The sequence below is a fragment of the Pseudaeromonas aegiceratis genome, assembly GCF_046254905.1.
GTDB lineage: Bacteria > Pseudomonadota > Gammaproteobacteria > Enterobacterales > Aeromonadaceae > Pseudaeromonas > Pseudaeromonas aegiceratis.
The window spans coordinates 408,896-432,583 of sequence record NZ_CP158016.1 but is presented as its reverse complement, the minus strand read 5'-3'; the positions used below and the strand labels follow the sequence as shown (position 1 = coordinate 432,583).

The window sequence follows — 23,688 nt, the reverse complement described above, 5'->3', positions numbered from 1 at the left end:
AGCAAGGCGGCCCATTTTTTGCGCTTGGCGCCGTCCGCGAGGCCCAAAAAAGGACGGCGGCCCAAAGGACCGCCGCGCGTCTAACCAGTACAGAGCCTACTGGCGCTGTGCCAACCGGCGCTCCTGCATCAACTCGTAGCTGCGCCGGTAGGCCACGTAGCGCAACGTGATGTCGGTGACATAGCGCACCGTCTCGCTGCCGATGCGGCTGGCCGCCAGCCGCTCCACGTTGTCAAACCAGACGTTGGGATCCAGCCCCTGTTTGGCCGCCTCGGCCCGCAGGCCGGCGATCCGGTTGGGACCAGCATTGTAGGCCGCCAGGGTGAAGAAGTAGCGGTTCAGATCATCCATATCCGGATCGGTAAAGAACTGATCCCGCAGCTGGGCCAGATACTTGGCCCCGGCCAGGATATTGTTCTCGGCCGAGCCAATGTTGCTCACCTTCAGGTGACGGGCGGTGGCCGGCATCACCTGCATCAGCCCCACGGCCCCCTGGCTGGAGCGCGCCCCGCTATCCAGGTTGGACTCCTGGTAGGACTGGGCCAGCAGCAGCAGCCAGTCGAAGTCATACTGCTCGGCATACTTCTGGAACAGCGGCGCATAGCGGGCATAGCGGCCATCCCGCCAGCCCAGATCCTCCGGCGTGCTGGCAGCATGGCGACGGGCCAGCTGGGCCGGCTGGGAGAGGTAACGCCGGTACAGCGCCTCCCCCTGGCTGGTGCCCTGGCGATAGTTCACCAGGAACGCATTCACCGCCTCGGCCAGCTGCGGGCTCTCCTTGCGGAAGGCCCAGGCCAGCTCGCCGTTGTCCCGCAGGCTCACCGCCTTGTGCAGGGTCAGGTTGTGGAAGGCGCCCTGCCACAGCTCGGCCTTCTGGCTCCCCACCACCGTATAGGGCAGACGCCCCTCGCTCACCTGTTGCAGCAGATCCACATCCTGCAGGGATTCGTCCACCGTCTCGATATAGACGGGGGCCAGCCCCTGGGCGGTCAGCTGCTCGTTCAGCTTAACCAGGCTCTCGTAGTAGCTGGCGCTGCGCCGCACCCAGACCCGCTTGCCGGAGAGTTCCCCCAGCCGGGTCAAGGGCCGCATGCCCTTGCCGCTGACCAGCCATTCGTGGATGCCCTGGTAGACGGGGTCGGAAAAGTCCACCAGCGCACGTCTGGCCTCGGTGACCGTGCTGTTGGCGATCACCAGATCCCCCTGGCCATCCACCAGCATGCTGTAGAGTTGATCGCTGCGCACCGGGATGAAGACCAGGTTGAGCTTGAGCTTTTGTCCTTGGAAATAGCGCTTGTTCAGCCATTTCTCAAAGGCACGAGCCTGCTGCACACTCAGCCCATCCTGCATCCCCTGATTGAGGAAGTAGTAGGCGTTGTCGTAAGCCACCAGCACCCGCAGCACCCGCTCGTCCAGCAGCTGCTCCAGATCCCCCTTGAGGATGCGGGGCGCCGGCTCCAGCGGCATGGCCCACAGGGGCGCGGCCAACACGAGTAGCAACAACAGGGTCAATCGTCGGTATCGATTCATGCAATGTCCGCATTTCGGCCCTAGAAAGCGGCGCATTTAACCCCAGCCAAGCTGAACAGAGGCTGAACAAAAGGGGTTGGATGGCTGTAAAGAGGAGTAAAAATAGACAATCAGGGCCCGAACGGGCCCCGATTTGGGCAGATTAGATGGCGCGGGCGCGCATCTCGAAGATCAGCTTCTCGGCGGTGCAGGTGAACGTCAGGGATGCGTTCAGCACCCCAGCCTCGGCCTGCCATTGCTGCTGGATCACCACCTCGTCGCACACCTGCTTGGCCAGGGCGGCATACTGCGCCAGCCGGTCCAGGGCCTCCTGCTCGCTGTCGGCCTCGATGGGCAGCAGCACGCTGTCATCCCCTTCGCTGATGATGGTCCCCACCTCGGCGTAGCAGCCACAGGAGTCACAACACTCTTGAACTTGTTCGGTAACGGACATGAAATCCTCCTTCACTTTACCGTCGAACGGCCGGCCAGACCCGCGCAAGGGCACTGACCATAAGGCCGCACAGCCTGTGTGTCATCTTAGCCGCTGACGCCGGCCAGATGAAGCATAAAGGCGTATTCCCGGGCCAAATCCTTCAGCTGGGCATAACGCCCCGATTGACCACCGTGGCCCACCTCCATGTCCATGCACAACAAGAGCCAGTTGGAATCGGTTTTGTGGGCCCGCAGCTTGGCCACCCACTTGGCCGGTTCCCAGTACTGTACCTGGGAGTCATGGAAGCCGCTCACCACCAGCAGGTGGGGATAGGCCTGGGCCTTGACCTGGTCGTAGGGGCTGTAGGACTTGATGCGCCAATAGTCGTCTTCGTCCCGCGGATCCCCCCATTCGTCGTACTCGCCTGTGGTCAGCGGCAGGCTCTCGTCCAGCATGCTGGTGAGCACATCCACGAAGGGCACGGCGGCCACCACCCCCAGATAGAGATCCGGTCGCTGGTTCATCACGGCCCCCACCAGCAGGCCGCCGGCGCTGCCTCCCAGGGCAAACACCCGCTTGGGATCCCCCAGGCCGCGGTCCAATAGCCCCTCGGTCACATCGATGAAGTCGTTAAAGCTGTTGGCCTTGGCCTCCAGCCGGCCCTGTTCGTACCAGTGCCGGCCCAGCTCCTCGCCACCGCGCACGTGGGCGATGGCATAGATGAAGCCCCGATCCAGCAGGCTCAGCCGGGCGGCGTCAAACTCGGGATCCTCACTCAGGCCATAGGCGCCGTAGCCGTACACCAGCAGGGGGGCCTGACGCAGATCCGCCAGATCCCGCCGGTAGACCAGGGAGACCGGCACCTGAGCGCCGTCCCGGGCCGGCAGCAGCAGCCGCTGACTGGTATAGGCCTCGGCGTCGAAGTGCCCCAGCACCACCTGCTGCTTGAGCAATCGCTGCTCGCCACTGGCCAGGTCCAGGGCGTAGAGGCCGGCGGGCCGGGTCAGGGCGCTGTAGCCGTAGCGGCACTCGCCGCTGCCGGGGCAGGGGTTGAAGCCCAGCCAGGTGACATAGGCGGCATCGGCAAACTGCAGGGTGCGTACCGGCAGCCCCTGGGGATCCAGCTGGCGCAAGCGGGTGAGGCCAGCCACCCGCTCCTCCACCAAAATGGCACTGTCGAACAACTCGAAGTCCTGCAGCAGCACTGTGTCCTCCGGCCCCAGCAAGGTCTGCCACTGGCTTGGGCTGGCCTCCGCCGCCCGGTAGAGGCCAAAATTGGCGCCGTCGCGGTTGGAGCGGATGATCCAGTGATCCGCCAGATGGTCCAGGTAATATTCGTGGCCCTCCTGACGCGGCAGCAGGCAGACCGGCTGACCCTCGGGGGCCGCCGTGGGCAGGCACCAGACTTCCGTGGTGAGGGTGCTCTCCAGGCAGATGAGCAGGAAGCGCTCGGAGCGGCTCAGATCCAGACTCAGGTAAAAGCTGTCGTCCGCCTCCTCATAGATGAGGCGATCCTGCGCCTGGGGCTCGCCCAGGGTGTGGCACCAGAGCCGGCAGGGCAGCAGGGTCTCCTCATCCAGGGTGACATAAAACAGCTGCCGGCTGTCGGCGGCCCACACCAGCTCGCCGCTGGTGTTCTCCAGCACATCTTCCCGCCAGTCGCCACCGGCCAGATCCCGCACCTGCACGCGGTACTGGCGCCGTGCCCCCAGATCCTCGCTCACCGCCAGCAGACGGTTGTCCGGGCTCACCGCCAGGCTGCCCAGCTGATAGAACGCCTGTCCCGCCGCCCGGGCATTGGCATCCAGCAGCAGTTCCGGCTGGGCTTCCAGAGCCGACAGCCGCTCGTAGACCGGGTGTTCGGCGCCGGCCTCGAAGCGGTGGCGATACCAGAAGCCCCGCAGCCAATAGGGCACCGACAGCTCGGTGGGCTGCATTCTGCCGGCCATCTCGTCGTACAGGGTCTGTTGCAGCGGCTGTGTCTGCGCCAGTACCGCCTGGCTGTAGGCGTTTTCCGCCTCCAGATAGGCCCGCACCTCAGGGTCCTGACGGCTGTCGTCCCGCAACCAGAACCAGGGATCCTGGCGCAGGTCACCGTGCCGCTCGTGAACATGGGGGTGGCGAGGCGCCTGGGGTGGTAGAATTCGAGTCATACGGCACTCATTGCTGGGCAGGGGAGACAAGGCGCCCATGCTAGCAAAGGACGTCCGCCAACCCCAGCGCAACCGGTGCCTGCGGTAGGCAAGCCGGGCAATTCCTGCTAGCGTGATCAAGTAGATGTAGACCCAGGTTCCCAAGTCGATGAAGAAAGTGCTCGTCCTGTTCGCTCACCCCAGTTTCAATCGCTCCGTGGCCAACAAGGCCCTGCTGGCCACCTTGCGTCGGATGGAGGGGGTGACGGTGCACGACCTCTATCAGCAATACCCCAGCATGTTCATCGATCCGGCCCGGGAGCAGCGCCTGCTGCGGGAGCACGACATCATCATCTTCCAGCACCCCTTCTACTGGTACTCCTGCCCCGCCATCCTCAAGGAGTGGATGGATCAGGTGCTGGAGTACGGCTTCGCCTTCGGTCCGGAGGGCCGCGCCCTGCACGACAAGCTGTTGCTGTCGGTGATCACCACAGGCGGCAGCCGCGAGTCCTACGCCCCCAACGGCCACAACCGTCATCCCATCACCGACTACCTGCTGCCCTTTAAGCAGAGCGCCTGGTTGTGCGGCATGCACTGGCTGCCGCCCTTCGTGGTGTATGCCTACCACAGCCTGTCCGACGGCGAGCACCTGCCACTGGTCACCCGCCAGCTGCGCCAGCTGCTGCTGGCCCTGCAGGAGGAGCGGCTGACCCTGGCCCAGTGCCAGCAGGCCCAGACCCTCACCGATCTGCTGGAGGTGCTGTAAATGGAGCACGGTCTGCTGCTGAGCGCCTTCATCTTCCTGAGCGCCGCCGTCATCTCGGTGCCCATTGCCCGCCGCCTGGGGCTGGGCTCGGTGCTGGGCTATCTGATCGCCGGCGTGCTGATCGGCCCCTTCCTGCTCAACCTGGTGGGGGACGCTAACCACGTGATGCACGTGGCGGAGTTCGGCGTGGTGCTGATGCTGTTCCTCATCGGCCTGGAGCTCAAACCGGCCCTGCTGTGGCAGCTCAAGGGCCCTATCCTGGGGGCCGGCGGCAGTCAGGTGCTGCTCACCACCGCCGTGGTGGGGGTGGTAGCCCTCGTGCTGGGCCTCTCCTGGCGCCAATCGGTGGCCGTAGGCATGATACTGGCCCTCTCCTCCACCGCCATCGTGCTGCAAAGCCTCAACGAGCGCCGCCTGTTGAAGACAGAGGCGGGCCAGACCAGCTTCGCCGTGCTGCTGTTCCAGGACATCGCCGTCATCCCCATGCTGGCCCTGCTGCCCCTGCTGGCCACCCAGGCCCCGGCGGAGCTGAGCAATACCGTGGGGGGCTGGCAGGATGGCCTGCTGGTGGCCGCCGTCATCTTCGGTATCGTGCTGGGGGGCCATTACCTGATGCGCCCCGTGTTCCGCTTCATCGCCCAGTCCGGCATGCGGGAGATCTTCGTCGCCGCCGCCCTGCTACTGGTCATCCTCATCACCTTGGCCATGCAGTGGGTGGGCCTCTCCCCCGCATTGGGCACCTTCCTGGCCGGCGTGGTACTGGCGGAGAGTGAATACCGCCATGAGCTGGAAGCCAACATAGAGCCGTTCAAGGGGCTGCTGCTGGGCCTCTTCTTCATCTCGGTGGGGGCCGGCATCGACTTTCGCCTGTTTGCCGAGCAGCCGCTGATGGTGCTGGGACTCTTGTTGCTGTTGCTGCTCATCAAGTTTGCCGTGCTGCAGGGGGTGGGGGGCATCTCCCGTCTGACCCCGGGCCACCGCTGGACCTTCGCCCTCTCCCTGGCCCAGGGCAGCGAATTTGCCTTCGTGCTCTTCTCCTACGCCGGCCAGGTGAATCTCTTCTCCCGCGCCGTCACCGACACCCTGATCCTGGTGGTGGCCCTCTCCATGGCCCTGACCCCCCTGCTGCTGATCCTGAACGAACGACTGATCCAGGGCCGCTGGCAGCGGGAGCAGGAGGCGCCGGAGGCCGACACCATAGACGACAACGACAACCCGGTGATCATCGTCGGCTTCGGCCGCTTCGGGCAGATCGTCGGCCGCCTGCTCCATGCCCACAACATAGGCACCACGGTACTGGACAACGACGTGGGCCACATCGAGATGCTGCGCAAGCACGGCTACAAGGTGTTCTACGGCGATGCGGACCGGCTGGATCTGCTCTATGCCGCCGGCGCCCACAAGGCCCGCCTGCTGGTGGTGGCAGTGAGCAACCAGTCCAAGTCCATCGCCGTGTGCGAGCTGGCGCAAAAGCACTTCCCCCAGCTCAAGCTGCTGGTGCGGGCGGTGGACCGGCCCCATGCCCACCAGCTGCTGCAACTGGGGGTGGACATGATCTACCGGGAGACGGTGGGCTCGGCAGTGGATCTGGGGGTGGCGGCCCTGCAGTCCCTGGGCATCCGCGCCAATCAGGCCTGGCGCGCCGGCCAGACCTTCAAGCAGCATGACGAGAAGCTGCTGCGGGAGCAGACCGCCTTCCTCGACGACGAGAACATGTACATCACCAAGAGCGTGCAGTACCGCCACATACTGGCGGAGATGCTCAGAGCCAACCAGGAGGACAGGCGCAGCGAGCTGATGTCCGCCTGGGAGAACGATCTGGAAGAGCAGACCCGCCAACCCCACCCCGATGACCACCCAGAGGAGCCTCAATGAGTTACCTGGCGTTAAAACATGCCCACCTGTTGTTTGTGGTAGTGAGCCTGCTGCTGTTCGCCGGTCGTTGGCTGACGGGCCTGCTGGGCGGTAACTGGCGTCGCTGGCGCTGGCTGCGCATCCTGCCCCATATCAACGACACCCTGCTGCTGAGTGCCGCCGTGGCCATGATGCTGCAGATCCACCGCTATCCCTTCGTCAACAGCAGCGTGCTCACCGCCAAGGTGCTGGCCCTGCTGCTCTACATCATACTCGGCCACAAGGCCCTGGCCCGGGGCCGCTCCCTGGCCGGCCTGGGTTGGGGCGCCGCCGCCCTGGCCTGCTTTGGCTATATCGCCGCCGTGGCGGTCACCAAGCAGATACTGCCCTGGGCCTAACCCCCTTGCATCCCAAATAACAAACGGCGCCGCGGCGCCGTTTTTGTTCCGCCCCAATAAATAACCCTGGGCGCCACCATCAAGACAATGCCGGGTATATGACTTCGCCAGTCCAGGCTGTTTATCCGTATCCCAAACAACGCTCTGCTCTGTATCAGACGGATCTCAGGAGTTTGCTAACCCTATCCCATCCCTTGCCGCTGACTGAGGAAAGCGCCGCGGCTCGGTCGCGAGGCAGGGAAGCCGAGCGAGTTATCGCCGTGTCGGGAACACGTCGATAACGACCGATAAGCCGAGGCGCTGGACGAGGGAACCCGAAGGGTCAGCGGGTAGGGATTGCCGGGGATTGCCAAGGGGGACGGCACAGTCCCCCTTGGCCCGCCACCGCCAAGCCGAACCATGAAAAAGCACAGAAGCGGGCAAGGGCGGGACGGACAACAGACGACTCGAAACAACCAGAGCCGATAAAAAGCACAGAGGTGATATACCCCTCACTTGAAACAGCCCCTTCTGGGGCTAACCACTCAGACCGGCACGCCCAGGATCACCTGGCTGGCCTTGAACAGCACGCTGGCTGGCTTGCCGGCGGCCAGCTGCATCTCGGCCACCGCCTCGTTGGTCACTACCGCCTTCACCTGGCTGCCGCCGGCGAGGGTCACCACCACCTCGCTGTTCACCGCACCGGGCACCACGGCGGCCACGCTGCCGCTTAAGTGATTGCGGGCACTGAAGCGCAGGCCGCTCTCGTCCGCCAGCACCATGATGCCGGGCGCCTTGACGAACGCCTTGGCCACCCCGCCCACCGCCAGACCCAGGGTCTTGACGCTGGTCTCGGTGACCACGGCCACGATAGTGTCGCCACCTTCGGTGGTCAGACTCACCTCGGCATGAACCGGGCCTTCGGTAATGGCACTGATTTTGCCTTCAAATACGTTACGGGCGCTGATGCTCATGATGAACTCCTTGTCAGAATGCTCGGTCGTCGTCTTGCCACGGGCCACGCTATATTGATAAAAACATAGCGAAATCAAATGGCTTCAACAGGAGACTACGCCTAGGCGCCATATGATTGCCAGCATAGCGGCCCAATGCCTCGGTTTTGCAGCAAAACCGTCAAACCCGTTATATAGGACACAACATGTCGACTAGCTCCCATTCCTCCCCCCGCCTGCTGGGGGAACTGAAACTCTGCACCGAGGTGGGCCCCTTTTTGGGGGACACCCGCATCCGCCTGCTGGAGGCCATCGACCGGCTGGGCTCCCTGAGCCAGGCCGCCAAGTCGTTGCCCCTCTCCTACCGCGCCGCCTGGGATGCCCTGGATGACATGAACAACCTGGCGGAGTCGCCCCTGGTGATCCGCACCACAGGCGGCAAGCAGGGCGGCGGCACCCAGCTCACCCCCTATGGCCGGCAGATAGTGGCGCTGTTTCGCGCCATGGAGGCGGAATACCAGCAGACCCTGGCCAAGTTGCAGCAGGCCCTGCCCAAGCCGGATCCCGCCGGCGGCACCTCGGACGTGCGGGATCTGCGTCGCCTGATCCGCCGCCTCTCTTTGAAGAGCAGCGCCCGCAACCAGTTCATCGGCACAGTGGTGGCCATGCGCACCGGCCCGGTGGACTTCGAGGTAAGCCTGGAGCTGGACGACCACCAACAGATCCACTCGGTGATCACCCGGGAGTCCGCCGAGAGCATGGGACTGCAGCTGGGCTGTGAGGTCTACGCCCTGATCAAGTCCCACTCTGTGCTGCTGGTGACCGAGCCCGGGCTGCGGCTGTCGCCGCGCAACCAGCTGTGGGGCGAGATCACCCGCATCCACAACGGGCCGGTGAACAGCGAGGTGGTGCTGGCCCTGCCCGGCGGCAAGCACCTGTGCGCCGTCATCACCCGGGAGAGCGTGGATCAGCTGGGGCTCACCGAAGGCATGGCCGCCTGCGGCGCCTTCAAGGCCTCGGCGGTGTTGTTGTGCAGTCAGGACTAAAGGAAATTCAGCACATGGATGTAGTACTCAGCGATAACCAACTGCAGGCCCTGCTGGCCGACGACGTGCCCTATGGCGATCTCACCAGCCAGTCTTTGCCCCTGAGCTCGGCCCCGGCCTGGATGCATTTTTACGCCCGGGCGGCCATGACCGTCTGCGGTACCGAAGAGGTAGCCCGCCTGTGTCAGCTGCTGGGCCTGAGCCCAGAGCTGCATGCCCCCTCCGGCCAGGTAGCCCCCCCCGGCACCCTGCTGCTGGCGGTACAGGGTGAGCCAGTCACCCTGCTCAAGCTGTGGAAGGCCAGCCAGATCCTGCTGGAATGGGCGGCTGGCCTGGCCAGCGCCACCGCCGAGATAGTGGCGGCCGCCGGTGGCGTGCCGGTGGCCTGCACCCGCAAGCAGACCCCGGGCAGCAAGGCCATGAGCGTCAAGGCGGTCCGGGCCGGTGGCGGCATCGTCCATCGCCTGGGGCTCTCCGAGAGCCTGCTCTTGTTCGCCGAACACCGGCAGTTCCTGGCCGAGGCGCCTGAGGTCACCCTGGCCCGGCTGGCCCGCCAGCACCCGGAGCAACGCCGCAGCGTGGAGGTGCACGATCTGGTCGACGCCCGCACCTGGATCGCCGCCGGCGCCGAGATGCTGCAGCTGGACAAGTTCTCCCCCAGCGAAGTGGTACAGTGCCTGGCCCTCTGCCAGGAGCTGGGCCGCCGACCGCTCATCGCCGCGGCGGGCGGGGTCAATGCCGGCAATGCCGGCGCCTATGCCGCCGCCGGTGCCGATCTGCTGGTGACCTCGGCCCCCTACTGGGCCAAGCCGCGGGATGTGCAGGTGCACTTCACCCCGGCCGCCGAGGCCGGCCTATGAGTCCGATGGACTGGCAGGCCCTGCTCATCACCCTGAAGATGGCGGTGCTGGCCACCAGCCTGTTGCTGCTGCTGGCCACCCCCCTGGCCTGGTGGCTGGCCACCACCGCCTCCCGCTGGCGGCCCGTTATCAGCACCCTCACCACCTTGCCCATGGTGCTGCCCCCCACGGTACTGGGCTTCTACCTGCTGATCCTGATGGGCCCGAGCGGCCCCCTGGGACGCCTCACCGAGGGGCTGGGACTGGGCACCCTGCCCTTCACCTTCACCGGTATCGTGCTGGGCAGCGTGGTGCACTCCCTGCCCTTCGTGGTCCAGCCGCTGCAGAACGCCTTCGCCGCCATCGGCCCCCGCCCCCTGGAGGTGGCCGCCACCCTGCGGGCCGGTCCCTGGGACACCTTTGTTTCCGTGGTGCTGCCCCTGGCCCGCCCGGGCTTCATCACCGCCGGGGTGCTGGGCTTCTGCCACGCCATCGGCGAGTTCGGCGTGGTGCTGATGATAGGCGGCAACATCCCCGGCAAGACCCGGGTGCTCTCCACCCAGATCTACAACCATGTGGAGGCGCTGGAATATGCTCAGGCCCACTGGCTGGCCGGCGGCATGGTGCTGTTTGCCGCCCTGGGGCTGCTGCTGATCTACGGCTTCGGCCAACCGCGCAACGGAGGCCGGCCATGAGTCAGATAGACGCGCAGTTTCGCGTGGTGCGGGACGGTTTCACCCTGGATGTGGCCCTGAGCCTGCCCGGCGAGGGGATCAGCGCCCTGTTCGGCCCCTCCGGCTCCGGCAAGACCAGCTGCCTGCGGGCCATCGCCGGCCTGGAGCAGCTGCCCGGCCGCCTGCAGGTGGGGGACGAGATCTGGCAGGACGACAGCCGCGGCCTGTTTGTACCGCCCCATCGGCGAGCCATCGGCTACGTGTTCCAGGAGGCCAGCCTGTTCCCCCACCTGAGCGTGCGGCAGAACCTGGATTACGGCCGCCGCCGGCTGGCCGCCGGTGTCCCCCGGGGCGATCTGGAAGAGACCGCCGAGCTGCTGGGCATACGTCCCCTGCTGGATCGGGCGCCCCACAGCCTCTCCGGCGGTGAGCGCCAGCGGGCCGCCATCGCCCGGGCCCTGCTGTGCGCCCCGCGCCTGCTGCTGATGGACGAGCCCCTGGCGGCGCTGGATCTCAAACGCAAGCAGGAGATCTTGCCCTACCTGGAGCGGCTGCATCAGGAGCTGGCCATCCCGGTGATCTACGTCAGCCATGCCCCGGACGAGGTGGCCCGATTGGCGGATCACCTGGTGCTGCTCAACCAGGGTAGCGTGGTGGCCAGCGGCCCCCTCACCGAGACACTGGCGCGGCTGGATCTGCCGCCGGCCTTCGCCGACGACGTGGGGGTGGTGTGGACCACCCGACTGGCCGGCCACGCCGATGACGGCCTCTCGCAGCTGACGGTACCCGGCGGCGAGCTGTGGGTGGCCCAGCGCCGCGAAGCCCTGGGGACGACCCTGCGCTGCCGCATCCATGCCCGGGACGTGAGCCTCTCCCTGACCCGGGCGGCGGACTCCAGCATCCTCAACCTGCTGCCCGCCACAGTGACAGCCCTGGCACCGGCGGACACGCCGGGCCATGTGCTGGTACGGCTGGCCCTGGGACCCACCCCCCTACTGGCGCGCATCACGGCCCGTTCCGCCCACCAGCTGGCCCTCGCCCCGGGCATGGCGCTGTGGGCCCAGATCAAGGCGGTAGCCCTGCTGTAGCGGCGGATCCACGCCACACAAAATGGCGCCATAAGGCGCCATTTTTTATGTTCCCGGCCCAGCCCCGCGGCCGGCCGGCTCATGACGCAGGCCTGTCGGTTGTGGGGCGCATGTGACAAACCCCTCACTTTCGTTGTGCATTCGACAACACAACGAATTGACGAGCCAGACAAGACACGGAAATCTTGGGCGCAGCATGAGGTAATGTATTTATTAATCAATGGATTACGAGGTTATCATGGATTAAGTTCAGGACCGTACAGTTCGGGCATAGCTTATGCAGCCACATGCATTGTGCAGTGAGGCACATAACGACAAGAAGGACTTCCCATGCAACGCCTGCTTTTTGTTCTGCTGCTGTGGTGGGGCCAGGCCCAGGCCGCCGAGGCCCTGGTGGCGGTGGCCGCCGGCTTCAAACCGGCAATGGAGCCCATACTCCAGCGCTTCAGCGCCGAGACAGGTCACCAGATCACCGTCAGCTACGGCGCCGTGGGCCAGCTGTATGCCCAGATCAAGAACGGTGCCCCCTTCGACCTGCTGCTGAGCGCCGACAGCCTGGTGCCGGCCAAGCTGGCGGACGACGGCCTGGGGGTGGCGGACAGCCGCCTCACCTACGCCAGGAGCGAGCTGGTGCTCTACTCCACCGATCCCAGCCTGGTGGACAAGGAGGGGGCCGTGCTGAAGACGGGTCACTTCGCCCACCTGGCCCTGCCCAACCCCAAGGTGGCGGTCCATGGCACCGCCGCCATGGCGGTGCTGGCCAAGCTGGGCCTGGCCGAGCAACTGGCCCCCAAGCTGGTGGAAGGCGGCAACATCTTGCAGACCTTCCAGCAGATCCAGACCGGCAACGCCGAGCTGGGCTTCGTCAGCCTGTCCCTCATCTATAACCAGGGCCACTATGCCCCCGGCTCCTACTGGCGGGTGCCGGCCAGCCTGCACGCCCCCTTGGAGCAGCAGGCCATACTGCTGAGCCGCGGCGCCGACAACGCCGCCGCCCAGGATCTATTGCACTACCTGCAGACCCCGGCGGCCCGCGCCATCATGCAGGAACACGGTTATCTCATCTGATTGGTTCACAACGATTTTTTATTATCAACAAGGAGTGTCACATGCGTACATTGCGTCAGCTCGTTACCCTCGGCCTGCTGTGCCTGAGCCTGCCCACCCTGGCGGAACAGGTCCAGGTGGCGGTCGCCGCCAACTTCGTCGCCCCCATGCAGGCCATCGCCAGCCAGTTCAAGGCCGCCACCGGCCATGAGGCTGTGGTGGTCTCCGGCTCCACCGGCAAGCTGTTTGCCCAGGTGCAAAACGGCGCCCCCTTCGAGGTGTTTGTCAGCGCCGACAGCAAGACCCCCAAGAAGCTGGCCGCCGCCAACCTGGCCCTGGCCGACAGCCAGTTCACCTACGCCAAGGGCAAGCTGGCACTCTGGTCCCCCAAGGCGGACGCGGTGAAGGATGAATCGGCCCTCAAGGGCGACTTCGCCCACCTGGCAGTGGCCAACCCCAAGACAGCCCCCTACGGCGGCGCCGCCATGGAGGTGCTGGCCAAGCTGGGGCTGACCGACGCGGTCAGCGGCAAGATCGTCGAGGGTGAGAATATCGGCCAAACCTACCAGTACGTGGCCAGCGGCAACGCCGAGCTGGGCTTCGTGGCCCTGTCCCAGGTCTACAAGGACGGTCAGCTCAGCCAGGGTTCCGCCTGGATAGTGCCCACCGATCTCTACAGCCCCCTCACCCAGGACGCCATCCTGCTCAAAAAAGGGCAAGACAACCCCGCCGCCACCGCCCTGCTGGCCTTCCTCAAGGGGGAGCAGGCCAAGGCCATCATCCAACAGTACGGCTACATGCTCTGACGATAACCCGGCCACCGGCAGGACGCCGGTGGCCATCTTGATGTAACCCTCCAACAAGGAATCCACATGAAAAAAATCATTGCAGTGGCCCTGCTGACAGCGGCCACCGGAGACGTCTACGCGGTTTCTGTGCTCAACACCCCGGAAGGGACCCTGGATCTCACCGGCCGAGCCTACGCCGGCCACTTCTTCGGCGACGATCGGGCCAGCGAGTTTTACGGCTCCAACACCTGGTTTCGCTTCGGCGCCCAGGGCAAGGCCAAGATCAGCGACAGCCTCAGCGCCCTGGGCACCTACGAGGCCCAGCTGAACATAGGCAACAAGAAGGGCACCACGGTGGAGAGCGAGAGCGACAGCAGCCTCAACACCCGCTTCGCCTTCGGCGGTGTCACCGGCGCCTGGGGCACCCTCACCTACGGCCGGCAGAACGGCGCCGCCATCCTCACCACCGCCTGGACCGACGTGGCCGTCACCGATGGCTATGGTAACCATGGCGTGGGGGAAGGGGTGGACAAGTTCGGCACCAAGCGGGCCTCCGACGTGCTCAACTACGTCGTCAGCCTGGGTCAGGCCAAACTGGATCTGGACTATAAGCTGCGCACCACCAAGGACAGCTACGATGAGGACAGCGACAGCTATGGCGACACCGACAACAGCGCCCTGGGGGCCGCCATCACCTACGATCTGCTGTCCAGCCTGAGCCTGGGCACCAGCTACACCCTGGGTCAGCAGGGCGACGAGGCCGATGCCAAGCTGTGGATCCTGGGGGCCAAGTACGACGACGGCGCCCTCTACGCCGCCTTCAACTACGGCAAGGGCTCGGACTGGTACAAGGTGGGCTATGACCACGACGGCTACGAAGCCGCCCTGGGCTACAAGTTCGCAAACAAGATCAGCCTGATGACCCTGTGGAACATGATGGACGTCAGCCACAGCGGCGGCAGCTTCCACCCGGTGGACTATGTCACCCTGGGAGCCAAGTACCAGTTCAACCGTCAGCTTAGCGTGGCCGCCGAATACCGCCTCAACAACCGCGGGGCGGAGGATCAGTTCAAGGACGTCAGCGGTCAGCTCACCGACGCCAAGGACGACATGCAACTGGCCATGCGCTACGACTTTTAAGACCAGCCGCAATATCCGTGATCAGCAGGGGGCGCCAGCCCCCTTTCTTATTGCGACGCTCTGCGCCACTAAAACCTCGCCCGCCATCACCCCGCCGGGGGCGGGCGAGCCGCTACACTGAGCCTCGGTTTATCTCAGCCCAACCGGAGTCGCCATGAAGATAGTGATCGCCCCCGATGCCTTTAAGGAGAGCCTGGCGGCGCCGGCGGTGGCCCGGGCCATCGCCGCGGGCTTTGCCCAGGTGTTGCCCCAGGCCCAGTACCTGCTGCGGCCCCTGGCCGACGGCGGCGAGGGCACGGTGGAGGCCCTGGTGGCGGCCAGTGGTGGCGAACTCAGAGAGGCGGTGGTGACGGGGCCCCTGGGGGAGCCGGTGACCGCCGTCTTCGGCCTGCTGGGCGGCGGACGCTGCGCCGTCATGGAGATGGCGGCCGCCTCCGGCCTGCCTCTGGTGCCGCTGGCCCGGCGCAATCCCTTGCTCACCACCAGCTACGGCACAGGTGAGCTGATCCGCCAGGCCCTGGATCTGGGAGTGAGCCGACTCATCCTGGGCATCGGCGGCAGCGCCACCAACGACGGCGGCGCAGGCCTGATCCAGGCCCTGGGCGGCCGGCTGCTGGACGACGAGGGGGCCAGCCTGGGGCCTGGCGGCGGCGCCTTGGCCGACCTGGCCAGCATCGACCTGAGCGGGCTGGATCCCCGGCTGGCGACGCTGGATCTGCAGGTGGCCTGCGACGTGGATAACCCCTTGTGCGGCCCGCAAGGGGCCTCCCAGGTGTTCGGCCCGCAGAAGGGCGCCACGCCGGAGATGGTGGCCCAGCTGGATGCCAACCTGGCCCACTACGCCGCCTGCATCGGCTCCCAGCTGGGCCGGGAGGTGACACTGCTGCCCGGCGCCGGTGCCGCCGGCGGCATGGGAGCGGCCCTGGCGGGCCTGCTGGGCGCGCAGCTGACACCCGGCATCGAGCTGGTGCTGCAGGCCCTGGAGATGGATGAGGTGCTGGAGGGGGCGGATCTGGTGATCACCGGCGAAGGACGACTGGATGGCCAGACCCTGTACGGCAAGGTGCCCCTGGGCGTCGCCCGTCTGGCCCGGGCCAAGGGGGTGCCGGTCATCGCCCTGGCGGGCTGCCTGGGACCGGGCCACCAGGCCCTCTATGCCGAGGGCATAGCCGCACTGTTTGCCATAGTGGACAGACCCATGGAGCTGGCCGAGGCGCTGCTCTGCGCCGAAGAAAACCTCAGGCGCACCGCTCGTAATCTGGCCGCCGTCTGGGCGTTAGGCCGCTGAGCCCGGCCTAACCCTCGGCCTGCAAGAAGGCCAGCAGGGCTCGCACCAGGGGCGGCTGGCGTTCGTCCGGCCAGCTCACCAGGCTGAAGGTGCGGGTCAGGGGCAGAGGCGTCGCCAGCAGGCACAGCTCGCCCCGCGCCACCTCCTGGGCCACCGACAGCTCCGACAGGCAGCCGATCCCCAGCCCCGCCTTCACCGACTGCTTGATGGCCTCCTGACGGTTGAGGGCCAGGGCCACCGTCAACGGCAGCCCCAGCTTGGCCGCCGCATCGTCCAGCACCCGCCGGGTGCCGGACCCCTCCTCCCGCACCACCCAGCGAGCCTGGGCCAGCTCCGCCAGGCCGATCGCCGCCTGATTGGCCAGGGGGTGATCCGGCCGGCAGAACACCGCCAGCCGGTCGGTGCGCCAGGGGGTTAGCTGCAGCTGGCTGTGCCGGGCCGGCCCCTCGATAAGCCCCATATGGGCCCAGCCCTGTTCCAGCTCGCGGATCACCCCGGCGGTATTGCTGATGCGCACCGCCGGTTCCACCGCAGGATGCTGTTCCAGGAAGCGGGCCAGCAGCCAGGGCAGCAAGTAGCTGGCGATGGTGACGCTGGCCGCCAGGCGCAAGGGGCCGCCCATGGCCGCGCCGCTGGGATCCCCCAGGCCATCCGCCAGGGCCAGCAGCTGCTGCACCCGGGGCAGCACCGCCTGGGCCGCCTCAGACGGCACCAGCTCCCGTCCCACCCGGTGAAACAGGTCATAGCCCAGGCCGCTTTCCAGCTCCTTGATGGCCTGGCTGGCCGCCGACTGGCTGATGGCCTGCTCGCCCGCCGCCCGGGTCAGGGTGCCCAGGCGGGCGATGGCCTCGAACAGCCGCAGTTGGCGCAGGGTCAGGTTTATCATTCGATTTACCTAATGATCTACTTAAGAAGCATCCATTTTACTTAAGTTCTTGGCGCCAGGAAAATCCCCTCATCTTATTGTGGAGTCTGTGCCATGAACCTCTATCTGCTGCTGCCCCTTATCTCTCTGGCCGCCCTGGGGCTGGCCAAGGTGCCCGCCGTCGCCCAGCTGGGCTTGAGCGCCCTGCCCCTGGCCATCGTCCTGGGGATCGCCGCCGGCCACCTGCTGCGCCGCACCCCCTCCGCCGGCGAGGAGGCCTTCAGCCGCTTCAGCCAGCAGAAGCTGCTGCGCCTGGGCATCATCCTCTTCGGCTTCGGCCTCAACTTTCACCAGCTGGTGGCGGTGGGCTGGCAGGCCCTGGTGGTGGACGCCATCGTGGTGAGTACCATCTTCCTGGTGGGCACCTGGGTGGGGATCCGCCTGCTCAAGCTGGAGCCGGATCTGGCCATGCTCACCTCGGTGGGCAGCGCCATCTGCGGTGCGGCGGCCATCATGGCGGCGGAGTCGGTGATCAAACCCAAGCAGCGGGACATTACTGTGGCGGTGGCGACCGTGGTGCTGTTCGGTACCCTGGCCATGTTCACCCACCCCTACCTCTACCACTTTCTGCACCTGAGTCAGGGCCAGTACGGCATCTACATCGGCAGCACCATCCACGAGGTGGCCCAGGCGGTGGCGGCCGGCCAGTCGGTGGGGGGCGAGGCGCTGCAGAACGCCGTGATCGTCAAGCTGATCCGGGTGATGATGCTGGCCCCCTTCATCATGCTGCTGAGCGCCTACCTGAGCCGCCGTCAGGGCGAGCCGGACGGTCAGCGCGCCCGCCTCACCATTCCCTGGTTCGTGCTGGGCTTCATCCTGGCCGCCGGCATCAACACCTGGGTGACCATGCCCGCCACCCTGCACCAGGGGCTGGGCATCGCCAGCCAGCTGACCCTGGCCATGGCCATGGCCGCCCTGGGGCTGCACACCCGCTGGCAGACCCTCAAGGCCGCCGGGGTCAAGCCCCTGCTGCTGGCCGCCGGCCTGTTTGTGCTGCTGATGGTGGGCGGCTACGGCCTCAACCGGCTGTTGATCGGCTAAGAAAAAAGGGGGCGTAGCCCCCTTCCTTGATTTCTGATGGGTCAATAATTGCCTTTAGTTAAACCAACCGCTGGCTTCTTCCTCTCTGGCCTTTCCTTCACTACTGAGTAAGTCTCGTGTCCCAGTCGCCACATCCCGCGTCGCGTCTGCCTCTGACTGAATAACATCGGTCCGCGCACTCTCACGCTTGAGCTCCTGATCGATATAATCGTCTTCACGGCCAACACGCTTTTTCATGCGTTCCAGTTCAAGTTGGGCCTTCATCAACTCCAGTTCACGCAGCTTATCTTCATAATCTTGCGCTCGCTTTTTATCGGTACGGCGCTCTTGCTCTTTCGCCTGAGCCACTGCAGCTTGTTGCGCTGCTTTCGCCTTTTTCGCTGCGGCGGCAGCCGATATCTGACGTTTACGTTCGGCTGCTGCAGCCTTGGCAGCCTTCTGACGAGCCATCTCATCAGCGGCCTGCTTAGCCGCCTCGCGAGCCTGACCATCTTGCTCCGCCTGAGCCACCGCCATCAATTGCGCTTGCAGGTCATCCGCCTGTGCCGGAACCGCCAGCAACACAGCCATGGCAGCCAAGGTTGCGTTTATGTGTTTTTTCATGGTGTTTCCTTACTCAATACACTGAAAAGCACAATATCAATGCACTCATCAGGCATCAGTCTTAGGACAGGTTGCGTTGGGTTGAATCCGGGTTTCATCCGCACCAGTGGACACCATCAAGGCAATGCCAGGCTGGAACTCACAATTGCGCCCAACCTGAGTAGAGGTATAAACCTTGTTATTTTCGCTATATGCCAAGGTGACCCCCTCTACCATGATCTTGTCATCCACCATACCGGCAGCGGCATTCCCCAACGCGCCACCGGCGACCCCGCCAGCTACGGTACCAGCAGCAGACTGACCAGAACCCACGTTATAACCAACGGCCGCACCGGCTACCGCACCGAGCAAAGTTCCAAGGGTGGATGCCGATTTTTTGGCTTTGGTATTATCCACGGCCACCTTCGCCGGCATAACAGAAATAATTTTGACCGTCTTGGCTTCCTGCTTCTGATTGACTTGAGTCACCGTATAAGCGTTGGCTTCGTATTCGCTTCCCGTAGATTGGCACCCACCCAACAACAGCGCTAACAATGCGGCAGCGGCACCAGCTTTAATATTATTGTCCATTGTTTTCTAATCCTCATGCGGTATAAACACTCAGTTGAGTAAAAATAAACATCGTAAAGCAAAGTGACCCCTGCGCAGTTTTTAGGTTCCATCCCCTAGCACTACTTTGTGTAAATGTAGAGTCTTTACTTAACGAAAACTGAATATCGTATCGATACCCGCATGGAAAAATGATTTATATCAACAAATAAGCCAAACAGATCAATAAGTGACCAATAACGATTTATTTTTATAACGCTTGTCACGCTATAGGGCACATCCTCACGACAAGAAAAACGATCTGTATTTTTCATGTGAATTGCATTGCAAAGCAGTATTCATGTCGGCACATATCGGTTTGATTAAATTGTCCGGCATTGACTATTAGGCGAGCTGCCTGTCATCCCCGACGCGGAAAATATCAGCAATTGCCTTTATAACAGATTTACCTTCTTTAAGATCAACTTCATATTACCACCTTCAGGGCTTTATTCTGCCCTCAAACGGCCTTGTTGCCTAAATCAGGGAACTATCTGCCTCAGCGGTGATCTGATCGCTTAGAGCAACCAGACAGAGCGCCAGATGGGCAAGTCCAAGCACAAGATCAGCAACTGGAAACAGTACAACCAAGCCCTAGTGCAACGTGGTTCGTTGACCGTCTGGATGGATGCGCAAGCCATCCAACAATGGCATTGTCAGACCCATCATGGCCGCCGAGGGCGGGGATTCCATTACAGCGACACCGCCATTGAGACTGCGCTGATGTTCAAGGGAGTATTCAAGCTACCGCTGCGTGCCTTGGAGGGCTTCATCAACTCGCTGTTCAAGCTGATGAAGGTGCCCTTACAGTCGCCGGATTACAGCTGCATCAGCAAGCGCGCCAAGACGGTCGAAATCAAGTACCGCCTACCGAGCCAAGGCCCGGTTGCCCACTTGGTCATTGATGCCACCGGGCTCAAGGTCTATGGCGAGGGCGAATGGAAAATTCGCAAGCACGGTAAGGAGAAGCGCCGAGTCTGGCGCAAACTTCACCTGGCCGTAGATGCGGCGACCCATGCTGTCGTCGCAGCCGAAGTCAGCTTGGAAACCGTGGCGGATAACGAGGTGCTGCCGACGCTGCTCAATCCGCTGCGACGCAAGATTGAGCAAGTCAGTGCCGATGGCGCTTATGACACCAGAGCCTGCCATGCGTTGCTGCAAAAGAAGGGCGCCAAGGCCAGCATCCCACCAAGAAAGAATGCCGGGTTCTGGGAGGATGGTCATCCCCGCAACGAGGCGGTTACTGCGCTCAAGGCCGGTGAACTGAAGCAATGGAAAAGGGACTCCGGTTATCACCAGCGCTCAAAGGCTGAAACGGCCATGTATCGCTTCAAGCAACTCATCAGACCGAAGCTGAGCCTGCGCAGCTACAACGCCCAGGTGGGTGAGATCCTGGCCGGGGTGAAAGTCATGAACAAGGTCATAGGGCTTGGTATGCCTGTTCGTCAGCCGCTCAACTAAGCAACAGCCGTGGGTTGGGGCACGGCTGTCCCAGCCATGGATTTGATCAACAAGGCCGATTGTATCTTGCACCTATAACCCGGATAGCAATCGTTCGAGCTTGGCCAGCATCTGATCTATCTCCGCCAGGCTGACATCCAGGGGCGGACGGAAGCGGATGCTGGACTGGCCGGCCCCCAGCAGCAAGAGATCTTCGCACTCCAGGGCCCGTTCGATGAGCCGGCCCTTGTCTTCGGGGCGGGTCAGGCTGAAGCCCTGGTACAGCCCCAGGCCCCGCACGTTGCCGATGCGCTCCGGATAGCGGGCCACCAGGACCTTGAGGCCGGCCACCAGGTGCGCCGCCTTGTCCGGCACCGCCGCCAGCAGGGCCTCGCGCTCCACTATGTGCCACTCTTGCACAAAGCGCACCATGTCGGCCAGAGTGCCGCCCCAGGTTGAGTCAAGCACCCCCACGTCCTGCATGGACTGCTGCATGTAGAGGATGCCGTTGCCGAACTTCTTGGCGGTGGCCACCGCCTGGGGCGGGTACGGGATGTCAAACAGATCGATGCAGAACACGGCGCCGCACTGGCCACCGGCGGTCTGCACCTCATCCAGCCCCCAGCTGATCCCGTGCTCATGGCACAGCGCGGACAGGGCGCGGTAGAAGCGCGGTGCCGCCAGCCGGTGGCCCCCCGCCCCCTGCAAGGGCTCGAGGATGAGGCCGGCGATCTCGTCGCCATAGTCCCACAGATAGCCTTGAAGCCGCGCCAGGCAGTCGTCGATGGCCGCCTCGTTGTCCGCGTCACTTAAGCGGTCGTCCCAGGCGGGGAACGGCAGCTGCAGGTTGCCCTGGGTCAGGCCGTGGTAGTCCCTGGTGGCCAGGGGATCGTTGCTCAGCTGGGTGACGTTGAGGGCGAACACGGTGCGGCCGTGGAAGGCCTGATCGAAGTAGACGAAGCGCCGCGCCCCCACCGCCTTGCCTTGGCCGTGCAGCTTCTGCTGATGCAGGTTGATGAAGTACTTCATCATGTTCTCCACCGCCTCGGCACCTGAGTTCACCACGTACACCTCCACCGGCTTGTCCGCCAGGCAGCGGGGGGCCAGACGGTGCAGCAGCCGGTAGTAGGCCAGGCACTCCGGGGTGAGAAAGTCGGGGTTGGCCATCTTGTTGTTGGCCGCCAGCAGCAGGCGGGCCTGGTAGTCCGGCTCAGACAGGCCCGGGTGGTTGTAGCCCAGCAGCCGGGCGCCGTACAGGCCGCACCAGTCCATGAGGCGCTGGCCATCCACGGTGGCCAGCCAGATGCCGCGGCTGGCCGCCAGATCCACCACGAAGGGCTTGGGTTCGGCGATGACGTAACGGGCCAGCTCGTCCAGCATGGCCTGACTGTGGGGGGCGGGGTAACGCATGGGAAGGTCCTAGATGAATGACAGTGGATCCTGCCAACCTAGCAAACAATGTTGGCGCCTTTATCGGCCTCAGATCCCATTTGCTTGCCAAATCCCCGGATCCGAGCGCCGCTTGCAGCACATCCAAGCAAGATGCAAGCCAGGGGCTGTGAGACAAGCCTCCACGAGGAGGGGCCGGATGGGTTTGGTTTTCTCTTGAGCCGTTCCGCCCTTGCGGCCCCCGGATGATTGCCCACCTCCCGCCAGACGGGTGACTAAAAAGACTCGCCGCCACTCGGGCCACCACGGGCCAATCCCGGCGCCTCACCACTGGATGGCGTAGCCGTTGGCCGACAGCTTGCCGTTCACCACTCGCAGCCGGCTGTTGAGCACCCCCTGGCGGTCGGTGACATAGCCGGCATCCCGCATGGCCAGCAGGGTGTCGGCATCCGTCACCATGGGCGCCAGGCTGGCATCCGCCTCCAGCTCCAGCACCCCCTGCAGCAGGGAGCGGAAGGAGGCGATGTCGGTGAGGGAGGCCATGTCGAAGGGCCGGGAGGTGAACTCGCCGCTGGCCTGCAGCCGGCCGTTGTCCAGCTGTAGATGGAAGGGCTCCAGGTGCAGCTGGAAGCCGGAACGGGTCACCCGGTTGAGGGCCGCCAGCCAGACCGGCCGCCGGTCGAAGCGGGTCAGGGCGCTTTGCAGCAGCGCCTGATAACCCTGCACGTCTATGCCCCCCAGGGCCAGCCCTAGATCCAGCTGCTCCAGGGTGTAGCGCCGACTGCCCTGCTGCCACTGGCCGGCCGCCAGCCGCCCCTGGCCGTGGAGATCCACCACCGACTGCAGGCCGTGCTTGTTGGCGGAAAGGCCGAAGGCGAAATCCACCCCGGCCAGCTCCAGCCGTTCATCGTCCCCTAAGCGCAGCAGTTGGGCCAGCTGGCTGGCGCACTGGGTCAGCCGCCACGCGTCCCCTTGCTGCGCCAGGGCCAGTTGCCCCTGCCACTGGGCCAGGTGCAGCCGCTCGCCCCCCTGCTCCAGCCCCAGCTCCGCCAGCTGCCAGGCCAGTTGCCGACCGGTCTTGCCGTCCGGCTGCCAGTCCAGCGCCAGGCTATCCAGGGTCAGGGCACCGTCCGCCAGCTGCAGGCGACCGCCGGGCCAGCTGAGGGCCAGCCGGCCATCCTGGCCCCAGCCCTCTCCCCAGCTTAGGCGCGGCTCCTGGATCCGCAGCAGCCCCTGCTCCCGCAGCTGTCCCAAGGTGCCCCGGGTGACCTGCAGACGGGCCAGATGGCGCACCCGGCCGGGCAGCACCCAGCTGTCGATGGTCACATACAGCTCCACTGGGCCCAGCTGGGCCAGTCGCTCGTTGAGATCCGGCTCCGACGGCAGCCCCAGCAGGGTGGGCAGGGCACCGCCGTCCAGCAGGGAGAGGTGCAGCTCGCCGCGCTGATGGAACAGGCCGCTGTCGAGATTCAGCCAGGTGGCGCCGCTGCGGGCCGGGGCGTTGAGCCGGCTCAGCCACTGGCTCCGGGCCGCCGTCAGCTGCTGCCCCGTGTAGAGGGTGGCCAGCAAAAACAGCAGGCCCGCGCCCAGCAGGCCGGCCAGCAGGCGGCCGTGTCGTTTCAACAATGTGTTCATCGCATCCATGCCAAAAGAGTCCCTGTTTGGGAGGCGCCAAGAATGCGGCAAGGGGATGACAGTTTGATGAATTCGGCCAAGGAAGAGCGATGAGGCCGGAACGCGGGCAGGCAGAAACGACAGGGCCCGC

22 protein-coding genes are annotated in these 23,688 nt (G+C 64.7%); 13 read left to right on the top strand and 9 right to left on the bottom strand.

The annotated features are described in order from the left end of the window. Window positions 1-96: 96 nt before the first annotated feature. From ABHF91_RS02125 to ABHF91_RS02115, 3 genes are all read right to left on the bottom strand, one after another. Window positions 97-1,530 (bottom strand): transglycosylase SLT domain-containing protein, encoded by a 1,434-nt coding sequence (locus tag ABHF91_RS02125; protein WP_409421844.1) that lies wholly within the window; start codon window positions 1,528-1,530, stop codon window positions 97-99. Window positions 1,531-1,672: 142 nt separating this feature from the next. Then, window positions 1,673-1,963 (bottom strand): YfcZ/YiiS family protein, encoded by a 291-nt coding sequence (locus tag ABHF91_RS02120; protein ID WP_409421843.1) that lies wholly within the window; start codon window positions 1,961-1,963, stop codon window positions 1,673-1,675. Between the two features lie 86 nt (window positions 1,964-2,049). Then, a complete protein-coding gene (locus ABHF91_RS02115; RefSeq protein ID WP_409421842.1) occupies window positions 2,050-4,098 on the bottom strand; it encodes a S9 family peptidase in 2,049 nt (682 codons plus the stop codon). Between the two features lie 148 nt (window positions 4,099-4,246). Here ABHF91_RS02115 and ABHF91_RS02110 point away from each other — a divergent pair, with 148 nt between their 5' ends. The 3 genes from ABHF91_RS02110 to ABHF91_RS02100 are packed head-to-tail and all read left to right on the top strand — an operon-like array spanning window position 4,247 to window position 7,095. After that, the gene (locus tag ABHF91_RS02110) at window positions 4,247-4,843 is read left to right on the top strand and encodes an NAD(P)H-dependent oxidoreductase (protein WP_409421841.1); all 597 of its coding nucleotides are present in this window, start codon (window positions 4,247-4,249) and stop codon (window positions 4,841-4,843) included. Then, the gene (locus tag ABHF91_RS02105; protein ID WP_409421840.1) at window positions 4,844-6,718 is read left to right on the top strand and encodes a monovalent cation:proton antiporter-2 (CPA2) family protein; all 1,875 of its coding nucleotides are present in this window, start codon (window positions 4,844-4,846) and stop codon (window positions 6,716-6,718) included. It abuts the gene before it with no gap. Continuing rightward, on the top strand, window positions 6,715-7,095 hold the full coding sequence (locus ABHF91_RS02100) for a SirB2 family protein (protein ID WP_409421839.1): 381 nt from the start codon (window positions 6,715-6,717) through the stop codon (window positions 7,093-7,095). The genes ABHF91_RS02105 and ABHF91_RS02100 overlap by 4 nt, the downstream gene beginning before the upstream one ends. 524 nt (window positions 7,096-7,619) lie before the next feature. On the opposite strand, the gene ABHF91_RS02095 is transcribed toward ABHF91_RS02100, so the two are convergent. After that, window positions 7,620-8,048 carry a molybdopterin-binding protein gene (locus ABHF91_RS02095; protein ID WP_409421838.1) on the bottom strand — a complete coding sequence of 143 codons (429 nt, stop codon included), beginning with the start codon at window positions 8,046-8,048 and terminating at the stop codon, window positions 7,620-7,622. A 185-nt stretch (window positions 8,049-8,233) separates the two neighbouring features. Here ABHF91_RS02095 and ABHF91_RS02090 point away from each other — a divergent pair, with 185 nt between their 5' ends. The 8 genes from ABHF91_RS02090 (at window position 8,234) to ABHF91_RS02055 (ending at window position 15,937) form a co-directional block, all read left to right on the top strand. Then, a complete protein-coding gene (locus ABHF91_RS02090; protein ID WP_409421837.1) occupies window positions 8,234-9,073 on the top strand; it encodes a TOBE domain-containing protein in 840 nt (279 codons plus the stop codon). 14 nt (window positions 9,074-9,087) lie between these two features. Continuing rightward, entirely contained in the window at window positions 9,088-9,933 is an 846-nt protein-coding gene (gene modD, locus ABHF91_RS02085; protein WP_409421836.1) for a ModD protein, read from the top strand. Then, window positions 9,930-10,607, top strand: a complete 678-nt coding sequence (gene modB / locus ABHF91_RS02080; RefSeq protein ID WP_409421835.1) for a molybdate ABC transporter permease subunit — start codon at window positions 9,930-9,932, stop codon at window positions 10,605-10,607. Before modD ends, modB begins: the two co-directional genes overlap by 4 nt. Next, window positions 10,604-11,674, top strand: a complete 1,071-nt coding sequence (modC, locus tag ABHF91_RS02075; RefSeq protein WP_409421834.1) for a molybdenum ABC transporter ATP-binding protein — start codon at window positions 10,604-10,606, stop codon at window positions 11,672-11,674. Before modB ends, modC begins: the two co-directional genes overlap by 4 nt. Window positions 11,675-12,004: 330 nt before the next feature. Further along, on the top strand, window positions 12,005-12,742 hold the full coding sequence (gene modA, locus ABHF91_RS02070) for a molybdate ABC transporter substrate-binding protein (RefSeq protein ID WP_409421833.1): 738 nt from the start codon (window positions 12,005-12,007) through the stop codon (window positions 12,740-12,742). Between the two features lie 41 nt (window positions 12,743-12,783). Then, entirely contained in the window at window positions 12,784-13,527 is a 744-nt protein-coding gene (gene modA, locus ABHF91_RS02065; protein ID WP_409421832.1) for a molybdate ABC transporter substrate-binding protein, read from the top strand. A 66-nt stretch (window positions 13,528-13,593) separates the two neighbouring features. Further along, complete coding sequence (locus tag ABHF91_RS02060) at window positions 13,594-14,649, top strand: porin (protein WP_409421831.1); 1,056 nt, start codon at window positions 13,594-13,596, stop codon at window positions 14,647-14,649. A gap of 154 nt (window positions 14,650-14,803) precedes the next feature. Further along, window positions 14,804-15,937, top strand: coding sequence for a glycerate kinase (locus tag ABHF91_RS02055; RefSeq protein WP_409421830.1), 1,134 nt, complete (start codon window positions 14,804-14,806; stop codon window positions 15,935-15,937). Between the two features lie 7 nt (window positions 15,938-15,944). Here the strand turns inward: ABHF91_RS02055 and ABHF91_RS02050 are convergent, their stop codons facing one another. Beyond that, a complete protein-coding gene (locus ABHF91_RS02050) occupies window positions 15,945-16,823 on the bottom strand; it encodes a LysR family transcriptional regulator (protein WP_409421829.1) in 879 nt (292 codons plus the stop codon). A gap of 93 nt (window positions 16,824-16,916) precedes the next feature. Here ABHF91_RS02050 and ABHF91_RS02045 point away from each other — a divergent pair, with 93 nt between their 5' ends. Further along, on the top strand, window positions 16,917-17,903 hold the full coding sequence (locus ABHF91_RS02045; protein ID WP_409421828.1) for a YeiH family protein: 987 nt from the start codon (window positions 16,917-16,919) through the stop codon (window positions 17,901-17,903). A 54-nt stretch (window positions 17,904-17,957) separates the two neighbouring features. Here the strand turns inward: ABHF91_RS02045 and ABHF91_RS02040 are convergent, their stop codons facing one another. Continuing rightward, a complete protein-coding gene (locus ABHF91_RS02040) occupies window positions 17,958-18,506 on the bottom strand; it encodes a DUF5384 family protein (protein ID WP_409421827.1) in 549 nt (182 codons plus the stop codon). Between the two features lie 48 nt (window positions 18,507-18,554). Beyond that, window positions 18,555-19,076, bottom strand: a complete 522-nt coding sequence (locus tag ABHF91_RS02035; RefSeq protein ID WP_409421826.1) for a hypothetical protein — start codon at window positions 19,074-19,076, stop codon at window positions 18,555-18,557. A gap of 561 nt (window positions 19,077-19,637) precedes the next feature. Between ABHF91_RS02035 and ABHF91_RS02030 the strand changes: the two genes are divergently transcribed. Beyond that, the gene (locus ABHF91_RS02030) at window positions 19,638-20,555 is read left to right on the top strand and encodes an IS5 family transposase (protein WP_409421825.1); all 918 of its coding nucleotides are present in this window, start codon (window positions 19,638-19,640) and stop codon (window positions 20,553-20,555) included. A 72-nt stretch (window positions 20,556-20,627) separates the two neighbouring features. On the opposite strand, the gene ABHF91_RS02025 is transcribed toward ABHF91_RS02030, so the two are convergent. Continuing rightward, complete coding sequence (locus tag ABHF91_RS02025; protein WP_409421824.1) at window positions 20,628-21,944, bottom strand: aminotransferase class III-fold pyridoxal phosphate-dependent enzyme; 1,317 nt, start codon at window positions 21,942-21,944, stop codon at window positions 20,628-20,630. 303 nt (window positions 21,945-22,247) lie between these two features. Further along, window positions 22,248-23,558, bottom strand: a complete 1,311-nt coding sequence (locus ABHF91_RS02020) for a hypothetical protein (RefSeq protein WP_409421823.1) — start codon at window positions 23,556-23,558, stop codon at window positions 22,248-22,250. Window positions 23,559-23,688 lie beyond the last annotated feature (130 nt).